Genomic DNA, 17,658 nt, shown 5'->3' on the forward strand with positions numbered 1-17,658 from the left:
GCACGCCCGAGCCGCGGGATCGACCAACCCGACGAACGTCGCACCACCCGCCCAAGGATCCGGACCGTCACCGGACGTCGGCCGGACAGCCCCCACGGCGAGAAGGCGGCCCCCAGGCCGATCCGGTGCGGGCGGACCGGGCGCGGCCGGAGACGACGCGGCTGGCGACGACGCCGCCGAAGACGACGATGCCGGAGACGGCGCGAGGTGAAACGACCCCGCCGGAGAGGACGCCGCCGAAGACAACCCCGGCTCGAACGACGCCGCCGAAGACGACGATGCCGAAGTCGACCCGGGCTGGAACGACGCCGCTGGAGACGACGCCACCGCAGACGGCCCGGGCGGCGCCGCCTCGAGGGTTCGGTGGGGCGGCTCCGCTGCATGATCGGATCGGCTCGGCGGGGCGCCGGCCGCACCACTCGAACGGACCTGCACGGTGGTCACGGAGTCTCCCGCCCACCGGCGCCGGAGGAAGCCCGGGTCGACGGACAGGGGCAACCCGCCGTCGGCTTCGAGGCAACGCTCAGCCAGCGGAACGAGTTCCGCCTCGACGGCGACGGGGCCGACGATCCATTCCACCTCGTCAATCGAGACCACGGGCGCGAGCCTAGTGAGATTCCGGTCCCGTCCCCACCGAGTTCCGCTTGTCTACTTCACTCCGGCGACGTCCATTCCCCGGAGCTCCTTCTTCAGTTCCGACACCTCGTCTCGGATGCGGGCAGCCAGCTCGAACTGGAGTTCGCGGGCCGCCGCCAGCATCTGGTCGTTCAGATCCTGGATGAGCTGGGCGAGCTCCGCGCGGGCCATGCCTTCTCTGGCGGGGCCCGACGACGTCCTGGCCTTGGAGCGGGTCTCCGGCACCGGGCCCTTGCCGCGCGACATCTGGCGGCCGGCGCCGCCGACGACGTGGCCGCCGGGGCCGTGACCGCCGATGGCCGTGTCGGTGTCCTCGGCCTCGCGGTAGATGTCGTCGAGGATGTCGTGGATCTTCTTGCGCAACGGCTCGGGGTTGATGCCGTGGGCCTTGTTGTGGGCTATCTGCTTGGCACGCCGGCGGTCGGTCTCCTCGATGGCGTCGCGCATGGAGGGGGTCATCTTGTCGGCGTACATGTGGACCTGGCCCGAGACGTTTCGCGCCGCGCGGCCGATCGTCTGGATGAGCGAGCGGCCGCTGCGGAGGAAGCCTTCCTTGTCCGCATCGAGGATCGCGACCAGGGACACCTCCGGCAGGTCGAGGCCTTCCCGGAGCAGGTTGATGCCGACGAGGACGTCGTAGTCGCCCTTGCGCAGCTCCTTGAGCAGCTCGACCCGGCGCAGCGTGTCGACCTCGGAGTGCAGGTAGCGGACGCGGATGCCGTTCTCGAGCAGGTAGTCGGTGAGGTCCTCGGCCATCTTCTTGGTGAGGGTGGTGACCAGAACCCGTTCGTCCCGCTCCGTACGCTCCTTGATCTCGTGCATGAGGTCGTCGATCTGGCCCTTGGTGGGCTTGACCACCACCTCGGGATCGACCAGGCCGGTGGGGCGGATGACCTGCTCGACGTATTCGCCGCCGGACTGCTGCAGCTCCCACGGGCCGGGGGTCGCCGACAGGAAGACCATCTGCCCGACGCGTTCGAGGAACTCGTCGAAGCGCAGCGGGCGGTTGTCGGCCGCGCTGGGCAGGCGGAAGCCGTGCTCGATGAGGATGCGCTTGCGGGAGGCGTCGCCCTCGTACATGCCGCCGATCTGGGGGATGGTCACGTGCGACTCGTCGATGACGGTCACGAAGTCGTCCGGAAAGTAGTCGAGCAGGGTGTACGCGGGATCGCCGTACGACCGGCCGTCCATGTGCATCGAGTAGTTCTCGATGCCGTTGCAGAAGCCGACCTGGCGCATCATCTCGATGTCGTAGGTCGTGCGCATCCGCAGCCGCTGCGCCTCGAGCAGCTTGCCCTGCCGCTCCAGCTCGGCGAGGCGCTCGGCGAGCTCCGCCTCGATGTCGCGGATGGCACGCTCCATGCGCTCCGGACCGGCGGCGTAGTGCGTCGCCGGGAAGATCACCAGCTGGTCCACCTCGCGGACGATCTCGCCGGTGAGCGGGTGCAGGTAGTAGAGCTTCTCGATCTCGTCACCGAAGAGCTCGATGCGGACGGCAAGCTCCTCGTACGCCGGGATGATCTCGAGGGTGTCGCCCCGGACCCGGAAGGTGCCGCGCTGGAACGCCATGTCGTTGCGGGAATACTGGATGTCGACGAGGCGGCGCAGCAGCTTGTCGCGGTCGAGCTCCTCGCCGACCTTCACCCGGACGGCCCGGTCGAGGTATTCCTGCGGCGTGCCGAGACCGTAGATCGCGGAAACCGTCGCGACGACGATGACGTCGCGGCGGGTGAGCAGGGACATCGTCGCGGAGTGGCGCAGGCGCTCGACCTCCTCGTTGACCGACGAGTCCTTCTCGATGTAGGTGTCGGTCTGCGCGATGTAGGCCTCAGGCTGGTAGTAGTCGTAGTAGCTGACGAAGTATTCGACGGCGTTGTGCGGCATGAGCTCGCGGAACTCCTTGGCGAGCTGGGCACAGAGCGTCTTGTTGGGCGCGAGCACCAGCGCCGGCCGCTGCAGCTTCTCGATCAGCCAGGCGGTGGTCGCGCTCTTGCCGGTGCCGGTGGCGCCGAGCAGGACCGTGTGGCGATCACCGCGGCGCACCCGGCGCTCGAGCTCGGCGATGGCCGTGGGCTGGTCACCGGCCGGCTGGTAGTCGCTGACGACCTTGAAGGTGCCGTCGAGTCGTGGGATGTCGAGCGCCATGCTGACCACGGTACGTCGGGGGTGTGACAAGTTTGGGCCGGCTCGGACGGCCGCTGTTCGGAGGGTGCACATTCGGCTCGGTCACCGGGCATTGTCCGGCTTGCCGTGCGCATCTACCCTGGGCGGGTAGGCCGCTCGCGGCGGCCGCCCGGCCGATCCGGCGCCACCACACGGCGCCACGGACGGGACGGGACTGCAGCCCCGGTCATGCCGGAGAGCGCATCTCGAAGGGTGACGCGACAGGCGTCGACCGGCCGCCGCGAGCGCCCCTGCCTGTCCGGGCCGGGACGAGTCGGCCCGGAATCCACCCTTGCTCGGACGAGTCGAGCCGGAATCCGTCCATACGACGTCCCGCTCCAAACCCCGGCCACGGGAAGTGGAAGGCGCGCCCGGACGTGAGGAAGCGGTCGGGGCAGGACGAGACGTGGGCCAGCGCGAGCGGCGGCAACCGGCGCGGGCTGGCCCAGGCGGCAGCAACCGGCGCGGGCTGGCCCAGGCGGCAGCAACCGGCGCAGGCTGGCCCAGGCGGCAGCAACCGGCGCGGGCTGGCCCAGGCGGCAGCAACCGGCGCGGGCTGGCCCAGGCAGCGGCAACCGGCGCGGGCTGGCCCAGGCAGCGGCAACCGGCGCGGGCTGGCCCAGGCAGCGGCAACCGGCGCGGACGGCGGGAACCCGTTGGGGCGGGGGAACCGGTTGGGGCGGACCACCGCGGACCACCGCGGACCCTGAGTGGCGGGCGCGGGAGCGGGGTTCGCGGAGCGGACGGCTAGGACCGGAGCGGTGGCTGCCAGCCCGTGGCCTCCGCCCACTCGTGCGCCGCCGTGGCCTCGGCGTCGAACCAGGGTTCCTTGGCCGCCGCGTACCCTTCCGGGTCGCCGTGGATCTCGGCCCAGTGGGCCTTCGCCGCCGCGTATTCGTCGCGGGCCTGCGGGACCGCGCGGAGGTGGTCGCGCATCAGCAGGGCGAAGCGCCAGCCCGGGGAGCCGGCGACCCGTACGTGGAGGTTGACGGACCGGCCGGGATCCGCGCTGCCGTGCAACCGCTTGGGCCAGGTTTTGCCCGGTATGCCCCGGGCGTTGTCGAACCACTCGCCGTTCCTCGGCGGCAGGCCCGCGCCGGCCAGCGCGTCGGCGAGCTTGTCGGCCAGCTCGAGCGTCGGGACCGCGAGCATGAGGTCGATCAGGTCCTTGGCGGGCAGCCCTGGCACGGATGTCGATCCGATGTGCGAGATGTCGGCGTCGCGGCCGAGCTGTGGGCGCAGGGCGTGGTTGATCCGGGCGATCAGCCGGGCAGCCTGCCCGGGCCAGGCCGGATCCGACGCCACGACGGGCGCGGTTGCGTCGACGGGCGCGTGCCTGCGGAGCCGGAGGTTCTTCCCGTACGGCCGGAGCCGCGCGCGCCACAGCTCGTCGACCTGGGCGGTGAGCTCGTCGAGCCCGCCGTTGTTGTCGATCACCACGTCGGCGGCGGCGCGCCGGTCGGCGTCGTCGGCCTGGGCGGCGATGCGGGCGGCCGCGTGCTCCGCGGTCATGCCCCGCGCGCCGACCAGCCGGGCGATGCGCACCTCCGCGGCCGCATCGACGACGATCACGAGGTGGAAGGTGGGCGCGAGCCCGGTCTCCACCAGCAGGGGAACGTCGTTGACCACGATCGCGTCGGCCGGGGCGGCGGCCGCGAGCTCCGCGGTGCGGGCGCGCACCCGGGGATGGATGATGCTCTCCAGCCGGCGCCTGGCCGACTCGTCGCCGAAGACGCGCGCGCCCAGGGCGGGACGGTCGAGCTCGCCGTCGGCGCCCACGACCTCGGACCCGAAGGCCGCGACGACCGCGGCGTGGCCGTCGGTGCCGGCGGCGACGACGTCGCGCGCGATCTTGTCGGCGTCGAGGATCACGGCGCCGAGCTCCTGCAGCCGCTGCGCGACGGCGCTCTTGCCCGCGCCGATCCCTCCGGTCAATCCCACTTTGAGCACGCGTCAAGTATCGCCGGTGGATCGGTTGGTGTCATTGCCGCCTCGACGGCCTGTGGACAACACAGGAAAGGGCAGGGCGGCGACGAAGAAACCCCGCCCACCCCGGCCCGCAGGCCCAGATGGACGGGGTTTCCCTCGTCAGTCCGGCCCGAGGGCCGGTCTCAGTTTCACTGGCCCGGAGGCCGGTGTGAGGTTCGCCGGCGAGCGGGCCGGGTCACCGTGGTGCCGTGATCAGCTCTTGCCGCCGGCGAGCTTCTCGCGCAGAGCGGCGAGGGCCTCGTCGGTGGCCAGGGTGCCGGCCGGCTCCTCCGCGGTGCGCGCCGGGGCCGACGTGCTCGTGGAGGTGGAGGAGGACGAGGTGGTCACGCCGCCGGCCGGAGCCGGGTTGAGCGCGGCCTCGGCGTCGGCCTCGCGGGACGCCTGCACCTGCTTGGTGTGGGCCTCCCAGCGCTCGCGGGCGTCCGCGTACTGCTTCTCCCACGCCTCGCGCTGCTTGTCGAAGCCCTCGAGCCACTCGCCCGTCTCCGGGTCGAAGCCCTCCGGGTAGATGTAGTTGCCCTCGGCGTCGTAGGTGGCCGCCATGCCGTAGAGGGTGGGGTCGAAGTGCTCCTCGCCCTCCACGAAGTTCTCGTTCGCCTGCTTGAGCGAGAGCGAGATCCGGCGACGCTCCAGGTCGATGTCGATGACCTTGACCATGACGTCCGAACCCACCTGGACGACCTGCTCGGGCAGCTCGACGTGACGCTCGGCCAGCTCGGAGATGTGCACCAGGCCCTCGATGCCGTCGTCCACGCGGACGAACGCACCGAACGGAACCAGCTTGGTGACCTTGCCCGGCACGATCTGGTTGATCGCGTGGGTCCGGGCGAACTGGCGCCACGGGTCTTCCTGGGTCGCCTTCAGCGACAGCGAGACGCGCTCGCGGTCCAGGTCGACGTCGAGCACCTCGACCTCGACCTCCTGGCCGACCTCGACGACCTCGGACGGGTGGTCGATGTGCTTCCAGGAGAGTTCGGAGACGTGCACCAGGCCGTCCACGCCACCCAGGTCCACGAAGGCACCGAAGTTGACGATGGAGGACACGACGCCCTTGCGGACCTGGCCCTTCTGGAGCTTGTTGAGGAACTCGGTGCGGACCTCGGACTGGGTCTGCTCGAGCCACGCGCGGCGGGACAGGACCACGTTGTTGCGGTTCTTGTCCAGCTCGATGATCTTCGCCTCGAGCTCACGGCCGACGTACGGCTGGAGGTCGCGCACGCGGCGCATCTCCACCAGCGAGGCCGGCAGGAAGCCGCGAAGGCCGATGTCGAGGATGAGGCCGCCCTTGACGACCTCGATGACGGAGCCGCGCACGACGCCGTCGTCCTCCTTGATCTTCTCGATGGTGCCCCAGGCGCGCTCGTACTGCGCGCGCTTCTTCGAGAGGATCAGGCGGCCTTCCTTGTCCTCCTTGGTGAGGACGAGGGCTTCGATGTGGTCACCGACCGACACCACTTCCGCGGGGTCCACGTCATGCTTGATCGACAACTCGCGCGAGGGGATGACACCCTCGGTCTTGTAGCCGATGTCGAGCAGGACCTCGTCCCGATCGACCTTGACGACGGTGCCTTCGACAATGTCGCCGTCGTTGAAGTACTTGATGGTCTCGTCGATGGCTGCGAGGAAAGCTTCCTCCGAGCCGAGATCGTCGACGGTGACCTTGGTGGCGCTCGAGGTGGCCTCGATGCTGCTCGTCATGTGGACTGTTGCTCCGAACGGATGGTTTCGTGGTGTCTCTGCGCGCCGCGGAACTGCCGACGGGCACAGCACGAACAACCGGTGATCACAACGCTGGAACGTGACGATCAAGCGAAGACGATCATGCGAGCAGGATCATGCTGGGACCGACGACTGCGGAACCTGCTCCCTGCCGAGGCACACGATCCGCGAGCGCATCGACTAGCTTACCGTGCGCATTACCACAGGTTGCAAGCCCTCCTGATGACCGAGGCATATTGTTCTCGCGAGGCCGGTCTTCACGCCCGTTTTGTGGCGTTTATGCACGCTAGGACACCGGCTGGGCCGGGCGATCCGGAGATCGGCGTCGATGCACCAGCTCAGTGGTCGGGTGTGCCACAGATCTCCGCACCACAGAACCGGCCCGGTTTCCATGGAGGGCGCGGCACATGCAGGGCCCCCGGTGGACCTCCGCCCCGCTCGGGGCGGCCAAAGCTGCCCCGCCGCCGTCGGCGATCGCCGGGCCGGACGGCGGCGGCCCGTTCAGCCGCCGGGGAGAAAGTGTCGTACTGCCCCCGTACGGTGGCTTGGTGATCGAAGCGCAACCCACCGACCAGGCCGCCACGCTGCGCCGGGCGGTGACCGACGACGAGAGCCGCGCCGCGAGCCGGCACTGGTGGGACCTGGACGCCGACGACTACCAGGAGGAGCATGGCGCGTTCCTCGGCGACGTGGATTTCGTCTGGTGCCCGGAGGGTCTGCGGGAGGCCGACGCGCGCCTGCTCGGCGACGTGCGCGGCCGGCGGGTGCTCGAGCTCGGGTGCGGCGCGGCCGCGGCCGCGCGCTGGCTCGACGGCCAGGGCGCCGACGTGGTCGCGATGGACCTGAGCGGGGGGATGCTGCGCCATGCGCAACAAGCGGCAGACCGCGCGGGGGTACGGGTGCCGCTCGTGCAAGCCGACGCCCTCGCGCTGCCCTTCGCGACGTCCGCGTTCGACGTGGTCTGCACGGCGTTCGGGGCGGTGCCCTTCGTCGCCGACTCCGCCGCGGTGATGCGCGAGGTGGCCCGGGTGCTGCGACCGGGCGGCAAATGGGTATTTTCCATCACCCATCCGATGCGGTGGATCTTTCTCGACGAACCGGGAGAGGAGGGCTTGCGGGCGATACACCCCTATTTCGACCGCCGGCCATATGTGGAGCAGGACGCCGACGGCGTGCCGACGTACGTGGAACAGCACCGGACCCTGGGCGACCGCATCCGCGAGCTCGTGGCGGCGGGCTTCGTGCTGACCGACCTGATCGAGCCGGAATGGCCGGAGGGGCACGACCAGATCTGGGGGCAGTGGAGCCCGCTGCGCGGCCGGCTCTTCCCCGGCACGGCGATATTCGTCAGTTACTTGCCCTGAGACACCGGGTATCCCCTGGTCATGAGCGTGAGAAACGGCGACAGGGTGACCTGGAAGAGCCACGGCCAGCTGGTGCACGGTGTCGTGGAGAAGAAGATCACGGCGCGGATGTCGGAATCCGGACGGACGGTGAACGCCTCCCCGGAGGCACCGCAGTACAAGGTCAGGAGCGACAAGACGGGGCGTACGGCGGTGCACAAGCCGGAAGCGCTGAAGCATGGCAAGTGACACGTACACGGGGTTCCGGGACGCGGTGAACATGACCGCCTCGGAGCTCGAGAAGTGGCTGGCGACGGCCGAGGCGAAGGACGTCGGCCAGAAGCCGCCGGGCGGTGGCGAGTCGGTCGGTCACGACAGCGGCCGGAAGATCATCCAGCTCCTGCACACGAAGAAGGGCGACCTGAGCGACGCGGACGAGGCGCACATGCGGAAGGTGGTCGGGTACGTGCACCGCCACCTGGCCCAGCGCCCGTCGGGCGACGTGGCGGACACGAAGTGGCGGTATTCGCTGATGAACTGGGGCCATGATCCGCTGAAGAAGTGAGGCGGCGGTCGCCAGGGGCGATCGGCATGACTGACCGGCGGGCGCGGGCTGGATCCTGAGGACCTGCGGCGCAGGCGCGACCTTGCGAGCGGCTGCACGCTTGCAGTCAACACCCGCCGGAGCGTGACTCTGCCAGCCGACACCTGAGGACCTGCGGCGCAGGCGCGACCTTGCGAGCGGCTGCACGCTCGCAGTCAACACCCGCCGGGGCGTGACTCCGGAAGCCGACACAGGCCGGCGCGGACGGCCGCCACGTGGGCCCGACCCTGCGAGCTGACACCGCGAGCACCCGCTCCACGGCCACAGACTTTGCGAGCTGACAGGCGGGCCGCGGACGCCCGCCGCACGGCCACGACCTTGCGAGCCGACGTGGGCCGACGCTGGACCGCTGCGGAGCGAGCGCAGCTCCGAACCGGCAGAGATGCGGCCCCCAAGCCGGCAGAGATGCGGCCCCCAAGCCGGCAGAGATGCGGCCCCCAAGCCGGCAGAGATGCGGCCCCCAAGCCGGCAGAGATGCGACCCCCGAGCCGGCAGAGATGCGGCCCCCGAGCCGGCAGAGGTGCGGGCTCGGGGCCGGGCTGCGGGCGGGTGGGGTTAGGCGGCCGGGCTGCGGGCGGGTGGGGTTAGGCGGCCGGGGTGGTTGCGGCGCTGACGTCGAGGAGGCCGGCCAGGAGGGTGAGGGCCTCCGGGACCATGCGGTAGTAGACCCACGTTCCCCGGCGGTCGCTGTCGACGAGGCCGGCCTCGCGGAGGACCTTGAGGTGGTGGGAGATCGTCGGGCCGGTCAGGTCGAAGGCGCCGGTGAGGTCGCAGACGCACACTTCGCCGCCGCCGGCGGAGGCGATCATGGATAGCAACCGCAGTCGTACGGGGTCGCCCAGGGCCTTGAACATCGGCGCGAACGCGCGGGCCTGGTCGGCCGCGAGGGGCCGGCGCACCACGGGGGCCCATGCTCCCGACAGCGATGTCATCTCGATGGAACTGCTCGGCATGGAAACTACCCTTGCAGAGCCGGGCAAGTTCGCGACGCCGGAATTCCGACAGCTTGCGTTTCCTGGTGAGATCGGGGTCGCGCAGCGCCAGAATGCATTACGCAGACGAACGCTCCCCGAGTGCCGCGAGCCGTCCTCGTAGGACTGTCGCGATGACAAATTCGCTGGTGAGCAGGGTGTACGGCCGCTGCGAAGCCGATGGTGGCGGAGGGAATGGCCACAACGATCTGTAGCCGAAATGGCTCCGGCCGGCGACCGATTGGGTCATGAATCACATTTTACGGCCGCTACACGATCGAGTACTCGTGAAGTTCGGTGTCACGCTGAGAGTGTCGGGCACGCGATTGGAGCCCAGGCGGAGGCAATTCTTTCAGCGAGCGTTCAGAAAACCTTCTGATGTGGGCATTTGGCCACCGCAGCGGGTGCCGCGCCGGCGGTGGCGACGGCAGCAATGGCCGCCAACGGTGGCGACGGCCGACGGTGGCGACCGGCGACATCGGCGACGGCAGCAGTGGCGACGGCCGACGGTGGCGACGGCCGACGGTGGCGACGGCCGACGGTGGCGACCGGCGACATCGGCGACGGCAGCAGTGGCGACGGCCGACGGTGGCGGTCGGCTGACCGTCCCGCCGACCGACCGGTGCCGCCCGGCCAGCGGGTGGCGCAGGCGCCGGGTGGCAGTGGCCCCGGGGAGAGAACAACGCCGTCGGGGTAGCTGGGTAGCGCCCGGTGTGATCGGTAGGACCGGACGTGGCGCCGCATGCCGGGCGGTGAAGGAGGGCTCCGCATCTGAGCGAGACGTCGAGGAGGGCGCCGGGTGCCGAGCGGCGATGGGATAACAGGCGACAACCGCATCCGTGGCCCGGTGGTCGGCAGCGCGGGCCGGTGTCGTGGGATGCCGCGCGCTACCGGGTGCCGGGTGGTCCCGCGCGGGCGCCGGCATCAGCTAGCGCGCGCCCCGTGCCAAACGTCGCGCACGAGGCGCTTGGCAGCGGGCGCCCGGTCGGAAGCGCCGCACGCCAGGTGCCTCGTGGTCGGCGCCCGGCGGGATCAACGATCACCGCCCGCCGGCATCAACGATCACCACCCGGCGGCATCAACGGTCAACCCTCCCCCGGCGGGATCGATGGTCACCGCTCCCCCGGCGGGATCAAGGCGGGATCGATGGTCACCCCTCGGCGGGGCCGCGGTCAGCGCCGGGTCGGGTCAGTGGTCGGCGCCGTTCCAATCCCGGCCGATGCCCACGGAGACTTCCAAAGGCACGGACAGTGGGTAGGCGGCGCCCATTTCGCGGCGGACCAGGGTTTCGAGGGCTTCTCGTTCGCCCGGGGCCACGTCGAAGACGAGCTCGTCGTGGACCTGCAGGAGCATGCGGGAGGCCAGGCCCGCCTCGCGGATGGCCGCGTCGACGTGGAGCATGGCCACCTTGATGATGTCGGCCGCCGAGCCCTGGATGGGTGCGTTCAGCGCCATGCGTTCGGCCATCTCGCGGCGCTGGCGGTTGTCGCTGCTGAGGTCGGGCAGGTAGCGGCGGCGGCCGAGGATGGTGGCCGTGTAGCCGTCCTGGACCGCGCGGCGGACCACGGCCTGGAGGTAGTCGCGGACGCCGCCGAAGCGTTCGAAATACTCCGCCATGAGGCCGCGGGCTTCCTCGGTGGAGATGTTGAGCTGGTTGCTCAGGCCGAAGGCGCTCAGACCGTACGCCAGGCCGTAGTTCATGGCTTTGATCTTGCGGCGCTGGTCGGGGACGACCTCCTCCAGCGGCACGTGGAAGACCGACGAGGCGGTGGCCGCGTGGAAGTCGGCGCCCGAGTTGAAGGCCGCGATGAGCGCCTCGTCGCCGGAGAGGTGCGCCATGATGCGCATCTCGATCTGGCTGTAGTCGGCGGTCATCAGCGACTCGAAGCCCTCCCCCACCACGAACGCGCGCCGGATGCGGCGGCCCTCCTCGGTGCGGATGGGGATGTTCTGCAGGTTGGGGTCGGTCGACGAGAGCCGGCCGGTGGCCGCCACGGTCTGGTTGAACGTGGTGTGGATGCGGCCGTCGTCGGAGACCGACTTGAGCAGGCCGTCCACCGTGGACTTGAGCTTGGCCACGTCACGGTGCCGCAGCAGGTGCTCCAGCAGCGGGTCGCCGGTCTGGGCGAACAGGCTCTGCAACGCGTCGGCGTCGGTGGTGTAGCCCGACTTGATCCGCTTGGTCTTGGGCAGGTTGCGCTCGACGAAGAGGATCTCCTGAAGCTGCTTGGGCGAGCCGAGGTTGAACTCGCGCCCGACCACCTCGTGCGCCGCCTGCTGGGCCGCCTTGACCTCGGCGGCGAAGTGGGCCTCGAGCTCGGAGAGGTAGCCGGTGTCGGCGGCGATGCCGACGTGCTCCATCTCGCCGAGCACGATCTCGAGCGGCTGCTCCACCTCCGCGAGCAGGCGCTGCGAGGCGCCGTCGTCGCGGGAGAGCTCCTCGGTGAGGGTGTCGGCGAGGTCGAGGGTGGCGCGGGCGCGCAGCATGACGTTCTGCTCCGCGGCGCCCTCGTCGCCGAGGCCGTCCAGGGTGAGCTGGCCGTCGTCGGGTGCGTCGACGCGCAGCTCGCGCTTGAGGTAGCGCAGCGCGAGGTCGGTCAGGTCGTAGGCCCGCTGGTCGGGCTTGGCGAGGTAGGCGGCCAGCGCGGTGTCGACGCGCACGCCCTGCAGCGCCCAGCCGTGCGCGCGGAACGCCAGCATGGCCGGCTTCGCGTCGTGGATGATCTTGGGGCGGGAGGGGTCGGCGAGCCATCCGGCGACGGCGCGCTCGTCGGCCTCGTCGAGGGTGGTGGGGTCGAACCAGGCCGCCGGGCCGGCGCCGGTGGCGACCGCGATGCCGGTCAGGGCGCCGGTGCCGCGGCCGAAGCGGCCGGTGACGGCGACGCCGACCGGGGCCTCCTGGGCGTGCTCGGCCAGCCAGGCCGCCACCTCGCCCGTGCGCAGCACCGCGCCGGAGAGGTCGAAGCCGGACTCGGCCTCGGGCTCGACGGCCTCGAGGTAGGAGTAGAGCCGCTCGCGCAGCACCCGGAACTCCAGCGCGTCGAAGACCTGGTGCACCGCCTCGCGGTCCCAGCCCTGCCACTTGACGTCCTGCGGCCCCAGCGGCAGATCGAGGTCGCAGACCAGCGCGTTGATCTCGTAGTTGCGCATGACGTCGGCCAGGTGGGCGCGCAGGTTCTCGCCGGCCTTGCCCTTGATCTCGTCGACGTGGGCGATGATGCCGTCGAGGCCGCCGTACTGATTGATCCACTTGGCCGCGGTCTTGTCGCCGACGCCGGGGACGCCGGGCAGGTTGTCGCTGGTCTCGCCGACCAGGGCGGCCTTGTCGCGGTAGCGCTCGGGGCGCACGCCGTATTTGGCCTCGATGGCCTCGGGGGTCATCCGCCAGACCTCGGAGACGCCGCGCACCGGGTAGAGGATGGTGACGTGCTCGCCGGCGAGCTGGAAGGCGTCCCGGTCGCCGGTGGAGATGACCACCTCGAAGCCGAGGTCGCGGGCCTGGCAGGCGAGGGTGCCGATGACGTCGTCGGCCTCGTAGCCGGGCTTCTCCACCACCGGGATGCGCAGCGCCTCGAGCACCTCCTTGACCAGGCTGACCTGACCCTGGAACGGCTGCGGGGTCTCCGAGCGGCCGGCCTTGTAGTCGGCGTACTTCTCGGTGCGGAACGACTGCCGTGAGACGTCGAACGCCACCACGATGTGGGTCGGCTTCTCGTCGCGCAGCATGTTGATCAGCATCGAGGTGAAGCCGAACACGGCGTTGGTCGGCTGCCCCGTCTGCGTGGAGAAGTTCTCCACCGGCAGCGCGAAGAAGGCTCGGTAGGCCAGCGAATGGCCGTCGAGCAGCAGCAAGCGGGGGGTCTTGGCGTCGTCGCTCACGTCCGAGAACTCTAGTCCCGGGGTACGACAACTCCGCCGACCGCCCCGCCCGCCGGAAGGCCTTTCCGCCGATCATGACCGGCGGAAAGGCCCCTTACAGCACCTTGCTGAGGAACGCCTTGGTGCGTTCCTGCCGCGGATTGGCGATGACCTCCCGCGGTGGGCCCTGTTCGACGACGACCCCGCCGTCCATGAAGATCAGCGAGTCGCCCACCTCGCGGGCGAAGCCGATCTCGTGGGTCACCACGACCATGGTCATGCCGTCGCGGGCGAGGTCCTTCATGACGTCCAGCACCTCGCCGACGAGTTCCGGGTCGAGCGCGCTGGTCGGCTCGTCGAAGAGCATCAGCTTGGGCCGCATCGCCAGGGCCCGGGCGATCGCCACCCGCTGCTGCTGGCCGCCGGAGAGCTGGCCGGGGTAGTTGCCCGTCTTGGCGCCGAGGCCGACGCGTTCGAGCAGGGCGACCGCGCGGTCGCGTACCTCCGCCTTGCTCTCCTTCTTGACCCGGCAGGGCGCCTCCATGACGTTGTCGAGGACCGTCATGTGCGGGAAGAGGTTGAACCGCTGGAAGACCATGCCGATGGACCGGCGCTGCGCGGCGACCTCCTTCTCCTTCAGCTCGTGCAGCTTGCCGCCGCGCTCCCGGTAGCCGATCAGGTCGCCGTCCACGAAGATGCGGCCGGCGTTGATCTTCTCCAGGTGGTTGATGCAGCGCAGGAAGGTCGACTTGCCCGAGCCCGAGGGGCCGAGCACGCACGACACCTCGCCCTTCTTGACCACCAGGTCGACGCCCTTGAGGACTTCCAGGGAGCCGAAGGACTTGTGCACGTTGTCGGCGCGCACCATCTCGTCCGTCATATCCCTCCTCCTCCTCCGATGTTTCGGGGTCCGGCGTAGGGCGGCGGGGTTCCGCCCGTCTCGGCGGCGACGCCCGCCAGCTTCTGCTGGGCCTTGCCGGCGGCGCCGTAGCCCTTGCCGAAGTGCCGCTCGACGAAGTACTGCGCCACCATGAGCACGCTGCAGATGATCAGATACCAGATCACCGCGGCGATGAGCACCGGCAGCACCACGAACGTCCGGGACTTGATGGCGTTGAGCTGGAAGAACAACTCGGCGCTCACGGGTACGAACGCCACCAGCGAGGTGTCCTTGACCATGGCGATGATCTCGTTGCCGGTGGGCGGCACGATCACCCGCATAGCCTGCGGCAGCACGATCCGGCGCAGTACCTGTCCCCGGGACAGACCCAGGGCCACCGCCGCCTCGCTCTGACCGGGGTCGACCGACTGAATGCCGGCCCGCACGATCTCGGCCATGTACGCCGCCTCGGACAGCCCCAGCGCCAGCATGCCGGCGACGAACCCGGTCAGCAGCTCACTCGCCTTGATGCTGTAGAACTGCCCGTTGAAGTTGTCGAGGCCGAACAGAGCGCCGATCTGCTTGTCGAACGGCAGGCCGAAGCCGATCCGCTCCCACAAGATGCCCAGGTTGCCGAAGAGAATCGCGAGGACGAGCCGAGGCACCGCCCGGAAGAACCACGTGTACACGAAGCCCACGCCGCGCAGGACCGGGTTCTCCGACAACCGCATCACGGCGACGACCACGCCCAGCCCCACGCCGATGACCATCGCCGTGATGGTGAGCAGGATCGTGCCGCGCAGACCCTCGAGCACCGGCCCGGTGAACATGACACCGTGCTTGCCGGGCTCGTACGAGGAGAAGATGAACGACCAGCGGAACTGATCGTTCGTAACCAGCATGTGGATGAACATCGCGGCGAGCACCGCGAGCACCGCCACTGCCAGCCAGCGTCCCGGGTGCCGTACGGGCACGGCCTTGATGGCCTCCGGCCGTGCCCGTTCGGTAGTTGCCTGGTCGCTCATCCGCGCCTCAGGAGACCGCGGGGTTGACGGCCGGGTCGGTGATGCCGCCGGCCTCCACGCCCCACTTGGTGAGGATCGTCTTGTACGTGCCGTCGGCGATCAGCGCCTCGAGCGCCTTCTCGATCGCCCCGCCGAAGTCGGCCTGGTCCTTGGGCAGGACGTAGCCGTACGGCGCCGAGTCGTAGATCTCGCCGACCAGGGCCAGCTGGCCGTTGGTCTGCTTCACCGCCCACGCGCACACCGGCGAGTCGGCCAGCATGGCGTCGTCCTTGCCGGTCACGACGGCGTTGGTGGCGTCGCTCTGGGCCTGGTACTGGTCGATGGTGATCTTCGGCTTGCCGGCGTCGGTGCACTTCTTGGAGCGGGCCGTGATGTCGTCGACCTGCACCGTGGCGGTCTGGACCGCGATCTTCTTGCCGCACACGTCGTCGATGTTGATCGTCGTGCCGGCCTTGGCCGCCCACTGCGTGCCGGCCGAGAAGTAGGAGACCATCGTGGTCTCCTTCATCCGCTCGGCGTTGACGGTGAACGAGGAGACGCCGATGTTGTACTTCTTGCTGGTGACGCCCGGGATGATGCTGTCGAACGTCGCGGACTGCCACTCCGTGGTGAGGCCAAGCTTCTGCGCCACCGCGTTGAACAGGTCGACGTCGACGCCCTTGACCGTCTTGCCGTCCGCGTCGAGGAACTCGTTCGGCGCGTACGTCGAGTCCGTACCGATGATGATCTTTCCGGCGGACTTGATGGCGGCCGGGACCTTGTCGGCCAGCGCGGCGTCGGCGGCGGCCGACGGGACGGGGGCTCCCGTGCCGGTGCCGGAGGTGGACTCCTCGCCACAGGCGGAGAGCGACACGGTCATCGCCGTCGCGACGGCCAGACCGAGAACCGCCCTGCGGCCAGATGAGATGCGGAACATCGTCGAATACTCCTTCGGGGGGTGTGGCTAAGCAACGCCGAGATACGCGTCCTTAACGGAGGGGTCGTGCAGCAGTTCGGCGCCGGTGCCCGACTTCACGATGCGGCCGGTCTCCAGCACGTACGCGCGGTGCGCCCGCGACAGCGCCTGCTGAGCGTTCTGCTCCACCAGCAGGATGGTGGTGCCCTGCTGGTTGATCTCGACGATGATGTCGAAGATCTGCTGGATCAGCATCGGCGCCAGCCCCATCGAGGGCTCGTCGAGCAGCAGCAGCTTGGGCCGGCTCATCAGCGCGCGGCCGACCGCCAGCATCTGCTGCTCGCCGCCGGACATCGTGCCGCCGACCTGCTTCTCGCGCTCCTTGAGCCGCGGGAAGAGGGTGAAGGCGCGATCCATGTCCTCGTTGATCTCGGACCGGTTCCGGCGGGTGTAGGCGCCCATCTCCAGGTTCTCGCGCACCGTCATGCCCGGGAAGATCCCCCGGCCCTCGGGCGACTGCGACACGCCCCGGACGACCCGCAGGTCGGCGCGCATTCTGGTGATGTCCTCGCCGTCGAAGATGATGCGTCCCTCGGCGACCGGGCGCAATCCCGAGATCGCCCGCATCGTCGTCGACTTTCCGGCGCCGTTGGCGCCGATCAGGGCCACGATCTCACCCTGACCGACGGTCAGGCTGATCCCGTGGAGCGCCTGGATGCGGCCGTACAGCAGCGTCAGGTCCTGCAACTCAAGCAGCATCGGTCGGGACCCCCAGGTACGCCGCGATCACCTTCGGGTTGTCCCGCACCTCGGCGGGGGTCCCCTCGGCGATCTTCTTGCCGAACTCCAGCACCACGATCCGGTCCGTGACGCCCATGACCAGGCGCATGTCGTGCTCGATGAGCAGCACGGTGACACCGCTGTCACGAATCTTGCGGATCAGGACGAGCAGCTCTTCCTTCTCCGCCGGGTTGAAGCCCGCCGCCGGCTCGTCGAGGCACAGCAGCGTCGGGTTGGTCGCCAGTGCGCGGGCGATCTCCAGGCGGCGCTGCTCGCCGTAGGACAGGTTGCGCGAGACGTCGCCCGCGCGGTGGGCGATGCCCACGAAGCGCAGCAGCTCCAGGGACTTCTCCCGGCCCAGCCGCTCTTCCTTCCAGTGCCGCGGCAGGCGGAAGAGGGCGCCGATGACGCTGGTCTTGTGGTGGGCGTCCGCGCCCACCATCACGTTCTCCAGCGCCGTCATCTCGGGGAACAGCCGTACGTTCTGGAACGTACGGGCGATGCCGCCCCGGGTGATCTCGTGCTTCTTCTTGCCGACGATCGACTGGCCGTTGAAGCGGATCGCGCCGCTGGTGGGCCGGTAGACGCCGGTCATCGCGTTGAAGCAGGTCGTCTTGCCGGCACCGTTCGGGCCGATCAGACCGAAGATCTCACCCTTGCGCAGGCTGAAGCTGACGTCGTTGAGCGCCACGACGCCGCCGAAGCGCAGCGTGACGTTCTGGACCTCGAGCAGCGCGTCGCCGGCGCCGCCGCGCGGCGCCGGGGCGCCGCCCGACCCCTTGCCGGTCGGGATGG

13 protein-coding genes are annotated in these 17,658 nt (G+C 69.9%); 3 read left to right on the plus strand and 10 right to left on the minus strand.

Going from position 1 to position 17,658, the window contains the following annotated elements:
- Positions 1 to 648 precede the first annotated feature (648 nt).
- The 3 genes from uvrB to rpsA form a co-directional block, all read right to left on the minus strand.
- Positions 649 to 2,781 carry an excinuclease ABC subunit UvrB gene (uvrB, locus tag IEY99_RS10070; protein ID WP_189201674.1) on the minus strand — a complete coding sequence of 711 codons (2,133 nt, stop codon included), beginning with the start codon at positions 2,779 to 2,781 and terminating at the stop codon, positions 649 to 651.
- A gap of 765 nt (positions 2,782 to 3,546) precedes the next feature.
- Positions 3,547 to 4,749, minus strand: coding sequence for a dephospho-CoA kinase (gene coaE / locus IEY99_RS10075; protein ID WP_189201676.1), 1,203 nt, complete (start codon positions 4,747 to 4,749; stop codon positions 3,547 to 3,549).
- A 231-nt stretch (positions 4,750 to 4,980) separates the two neighbouring features.
- A complete protein-coding gene (rpsA, locus tag IEY99_RS10080) occupies positions 4,981 to 6,486 on the minus strand; it encodes a 30S ribosomal protein S1 (protein WP_189201677.1) in 1,506 nt (501 codons plus the stop codon).
- A 569-nt stretch (positions 6,487 to 7,055) separates the two neighbouring features.
- Here rpsA and IEY99_RS10085 point away from each other — a divergent pair.
- Genes IEY99_RS10085 through IEY99_RS10095 form a run of 3 tightly spaced genes read left to right on the plus strand, consistent with a single transcriptional unit; the run spans position 7,056 to position 8,415 of the window.
- Positions 7,056 to 7,871 carry a class I SAM-dependent methyltransferase gene (locus tag IEY99_RS10085; RefSeq protein ID WP_189201679.1) on the plus strand — a complete coding sequence of 272 codons (816 nt, stop codon included), beginning with the start codon at positions 7,056 to 7,058 and terminating at the stop codon, positions 7,869 to 7,871.
- 21 nt (positions 7,872 to 7,892) lie between these two features.
- Positions 7,893 to 8,099 carry a hypervirulence associated TUDOR domain-containing protein gene (locus IEY99_RS10090; protein ID WP_189201681.1) on the plus strand — a complete coding sequence of 69 codons (207 nt, stop codon included), beginning with the start codon at positions 7,893 to 7,895 and terminating at the stop codon, positions 8,097 to 8,099.
- The gene (locus tag IEY99_RS10095) at positions 8,089 to 8,415 is read left to right on the plus strand and encodes a DUF3140 domain-containing protein (RefSeq protein ID WP_189201683.1); all 327 of its coding nucleotides are present in this window, start codon (positions 8,089 to 8,091) and stop codon (positions 8,413 to 8,415) included. Before IEY99_RS10090 ends, IEY99_RS10095 begins: the two co-directional genes overlap by 11 nt.
- 623 nt (positions 8,416 to 9,038) lie before the next feature.
- Here the strand turns inward: IEY99_RS10095 and IEY99_RS10100 are convergent.
- The 7 genes from IEY99_RS10100 to IEY99_RS10130 all read right to left on the minus strand — a co-directional run bounded on the left by IEY99_RS10100 (position 9,039) and on the right by IEY99_RS10130 (position 17,656).
- Positions 9,039 to 9,386, minus strand: coding sequence for an ArsR/SmtB family transcription factor (locus IEY99_RS10100; protein ID WP_189202188.1), 348 nt, complete (start codon positions 9,384 to 9,386; stop codon positions 9,039 to 9,041).
- Positions 9,387 to 10,613: 1,227 nt separating this feature from the next.
- Positions 10,614 to 13,304: a DNA polymerase I gene (polA, locus tag IEY99_RS10105; RefSeq protein WP_189201685.1), complete on the minus strand. Its 2,691-nt coding sequence runs from the start codon at positions 13,302 to 13,304 to the stop codon at positions 10,614 to 10,616.
- 94 nt (positions 13,305 to 13,398) lie between these two features.
- Positions 13,399 to 14,163, minus strand: a complete 765-nt coding sequence (locus IEY99_RS10110; RefSeq protein WP_308427026.1) for an amino acid ABC transporter ATP-binding protein — start codon at positions 14,161 to 14,163, stop codon at positions 13,399 to 13,401.
- Positions 14,160 to 15,188, minus strand: coding sequence for an amino acid ABC transporter permease (locus tag IEY99_RS10115; RefSeq protein ID WP_189201687.1), 1,029 nt, complete (start codon positions 15,186 to 15,188; stop codon positions 14,160 to 14,162). The genes IEY99_RS10110 and IEY99_RS10115 overlap by 4 nt, the downstream gene beginning before the upstream one ends.
- A gap of 7 nt (positions 15,189 to 15,195) precedes the next feature.
- Positions 15,196 to 16,104 carry an ABC transporter substrate-binding protein gene (locus IEY99_RS10120; protein ID WP_189201689.1) on the minus strand — a complete coding sequence of 303 codons (909 nt, stop codon included), beginning with the start codon at positions 16,102 to 16,104 and terminating at the stop codon, positions 15,196 to 15,198.
- A gap of 27 nt (positions 16,105 to 16,131) precedes the next feature.
- The gene (locus IEY99_RS10125) at positions 16,132 to 16,842 is read right to left on the minus strand and encodes an ABC transporter ATP-binding protein (protein WP_189201691.1); all 711 of its coding nucleotides are present in this window, start codon (positions 16,840 to 16,842) and stop codon (positions 16,132 to 16,134) included.
- A complete protein-coding gene (locus IEY99_RS10130; RefSeq protein ID WP_373293327.1) occupies positions 16,832 to 17,656 on the minus strand; it encodes an ABC transporter ATP-binding protein in 825 nt (274 codons plus the stop codon). The genes IEY99_RS10125 and IEY99_RS10130 overlap by 11 nt, the downstream gene beginning before the upstream one ends.
- Positions 17,657 to 17,658: the final 2 nt, after the last annotated feature.

The organism is Couchioplanes azureus, assembly GCF_014648355.1.
Lineage (GTDB): Bacteria > Actinomycetota > Actinomycetes > Mycobacteriales > Micromonosporaceae > Actinoplanes > Actinoplanes azureus.

What these genes read in the sequence shown, in the direction of transcription:
- IEY99_RS10125 (WP_189201691.1), bottom strand. Translation starts at nt 16,842, where the DNA reads ATGCTGCTTGAGTTGCAGGACCTGACGCTGCTGTACGGCCGCATCCAG.
- IEY99_RS10095 (WP_189201683.1), top strand. Translation starts at nt 8,089, where the DNA reads ATGGCAAGTGACACGTACACGGGGTTCCGGGACGCGGTGAACATGACC.
- IEY99_RS10110 (WP_308427026.1), bottom strand. Translation starts at nt 14,163, where the DNA reads ATGACGGACGAGATGGTGCGCGCCGACAACGTGCACAAGTCCTTCGGC.
- uvrB (WP_189201674.1), bottom strand. Translation starts at nt 2,781, where the DNA reads ATGGCGCTCGACATCCCACGACTCGACGGCACCTTCAAGGTCGTCAGC.
- IEY99_RS10115 (WP_189201687.1), bottom strand. Translation starts at nt 15,188, where the DNA reads ATGAGCGACCAGGCAACTACCGAACGGGCACGGCCGGAGGCCATCAAG.
- IEY99_RS10100 (WP_189202188.1), bottom strand. Translation starts at nt 9,386, where the DNA reads ATGACATCGCTGTCGGGAGCATGGGCCCCCGTGGTGCGCCGGCCCCTC.
- rpsA (WP_189201677.1), bottom strand. Translation starts at nt 6,486, where the DNA reads ATGACGAGCAGCATCGAGGCCACCTCGAGCGCCACCAAGGTCACCGTC.
- IEY99_RS10120 (WP_189201689.1), bottom strand. Translation starts at nt 16,104, where the DNA reads ATGTTCCGCATCTCATCTGGCCGCAGGGCGGTTCTCGGTCTGGCCGTC.
- IEY99_RS10090 (WP_189201681.1), top strand. Translation starts at nt 7,893, where the DNA reads ATGAGCGTGAGAAACGGCGACAGGGTGACCTGGAAGAGCCACGGCCAG.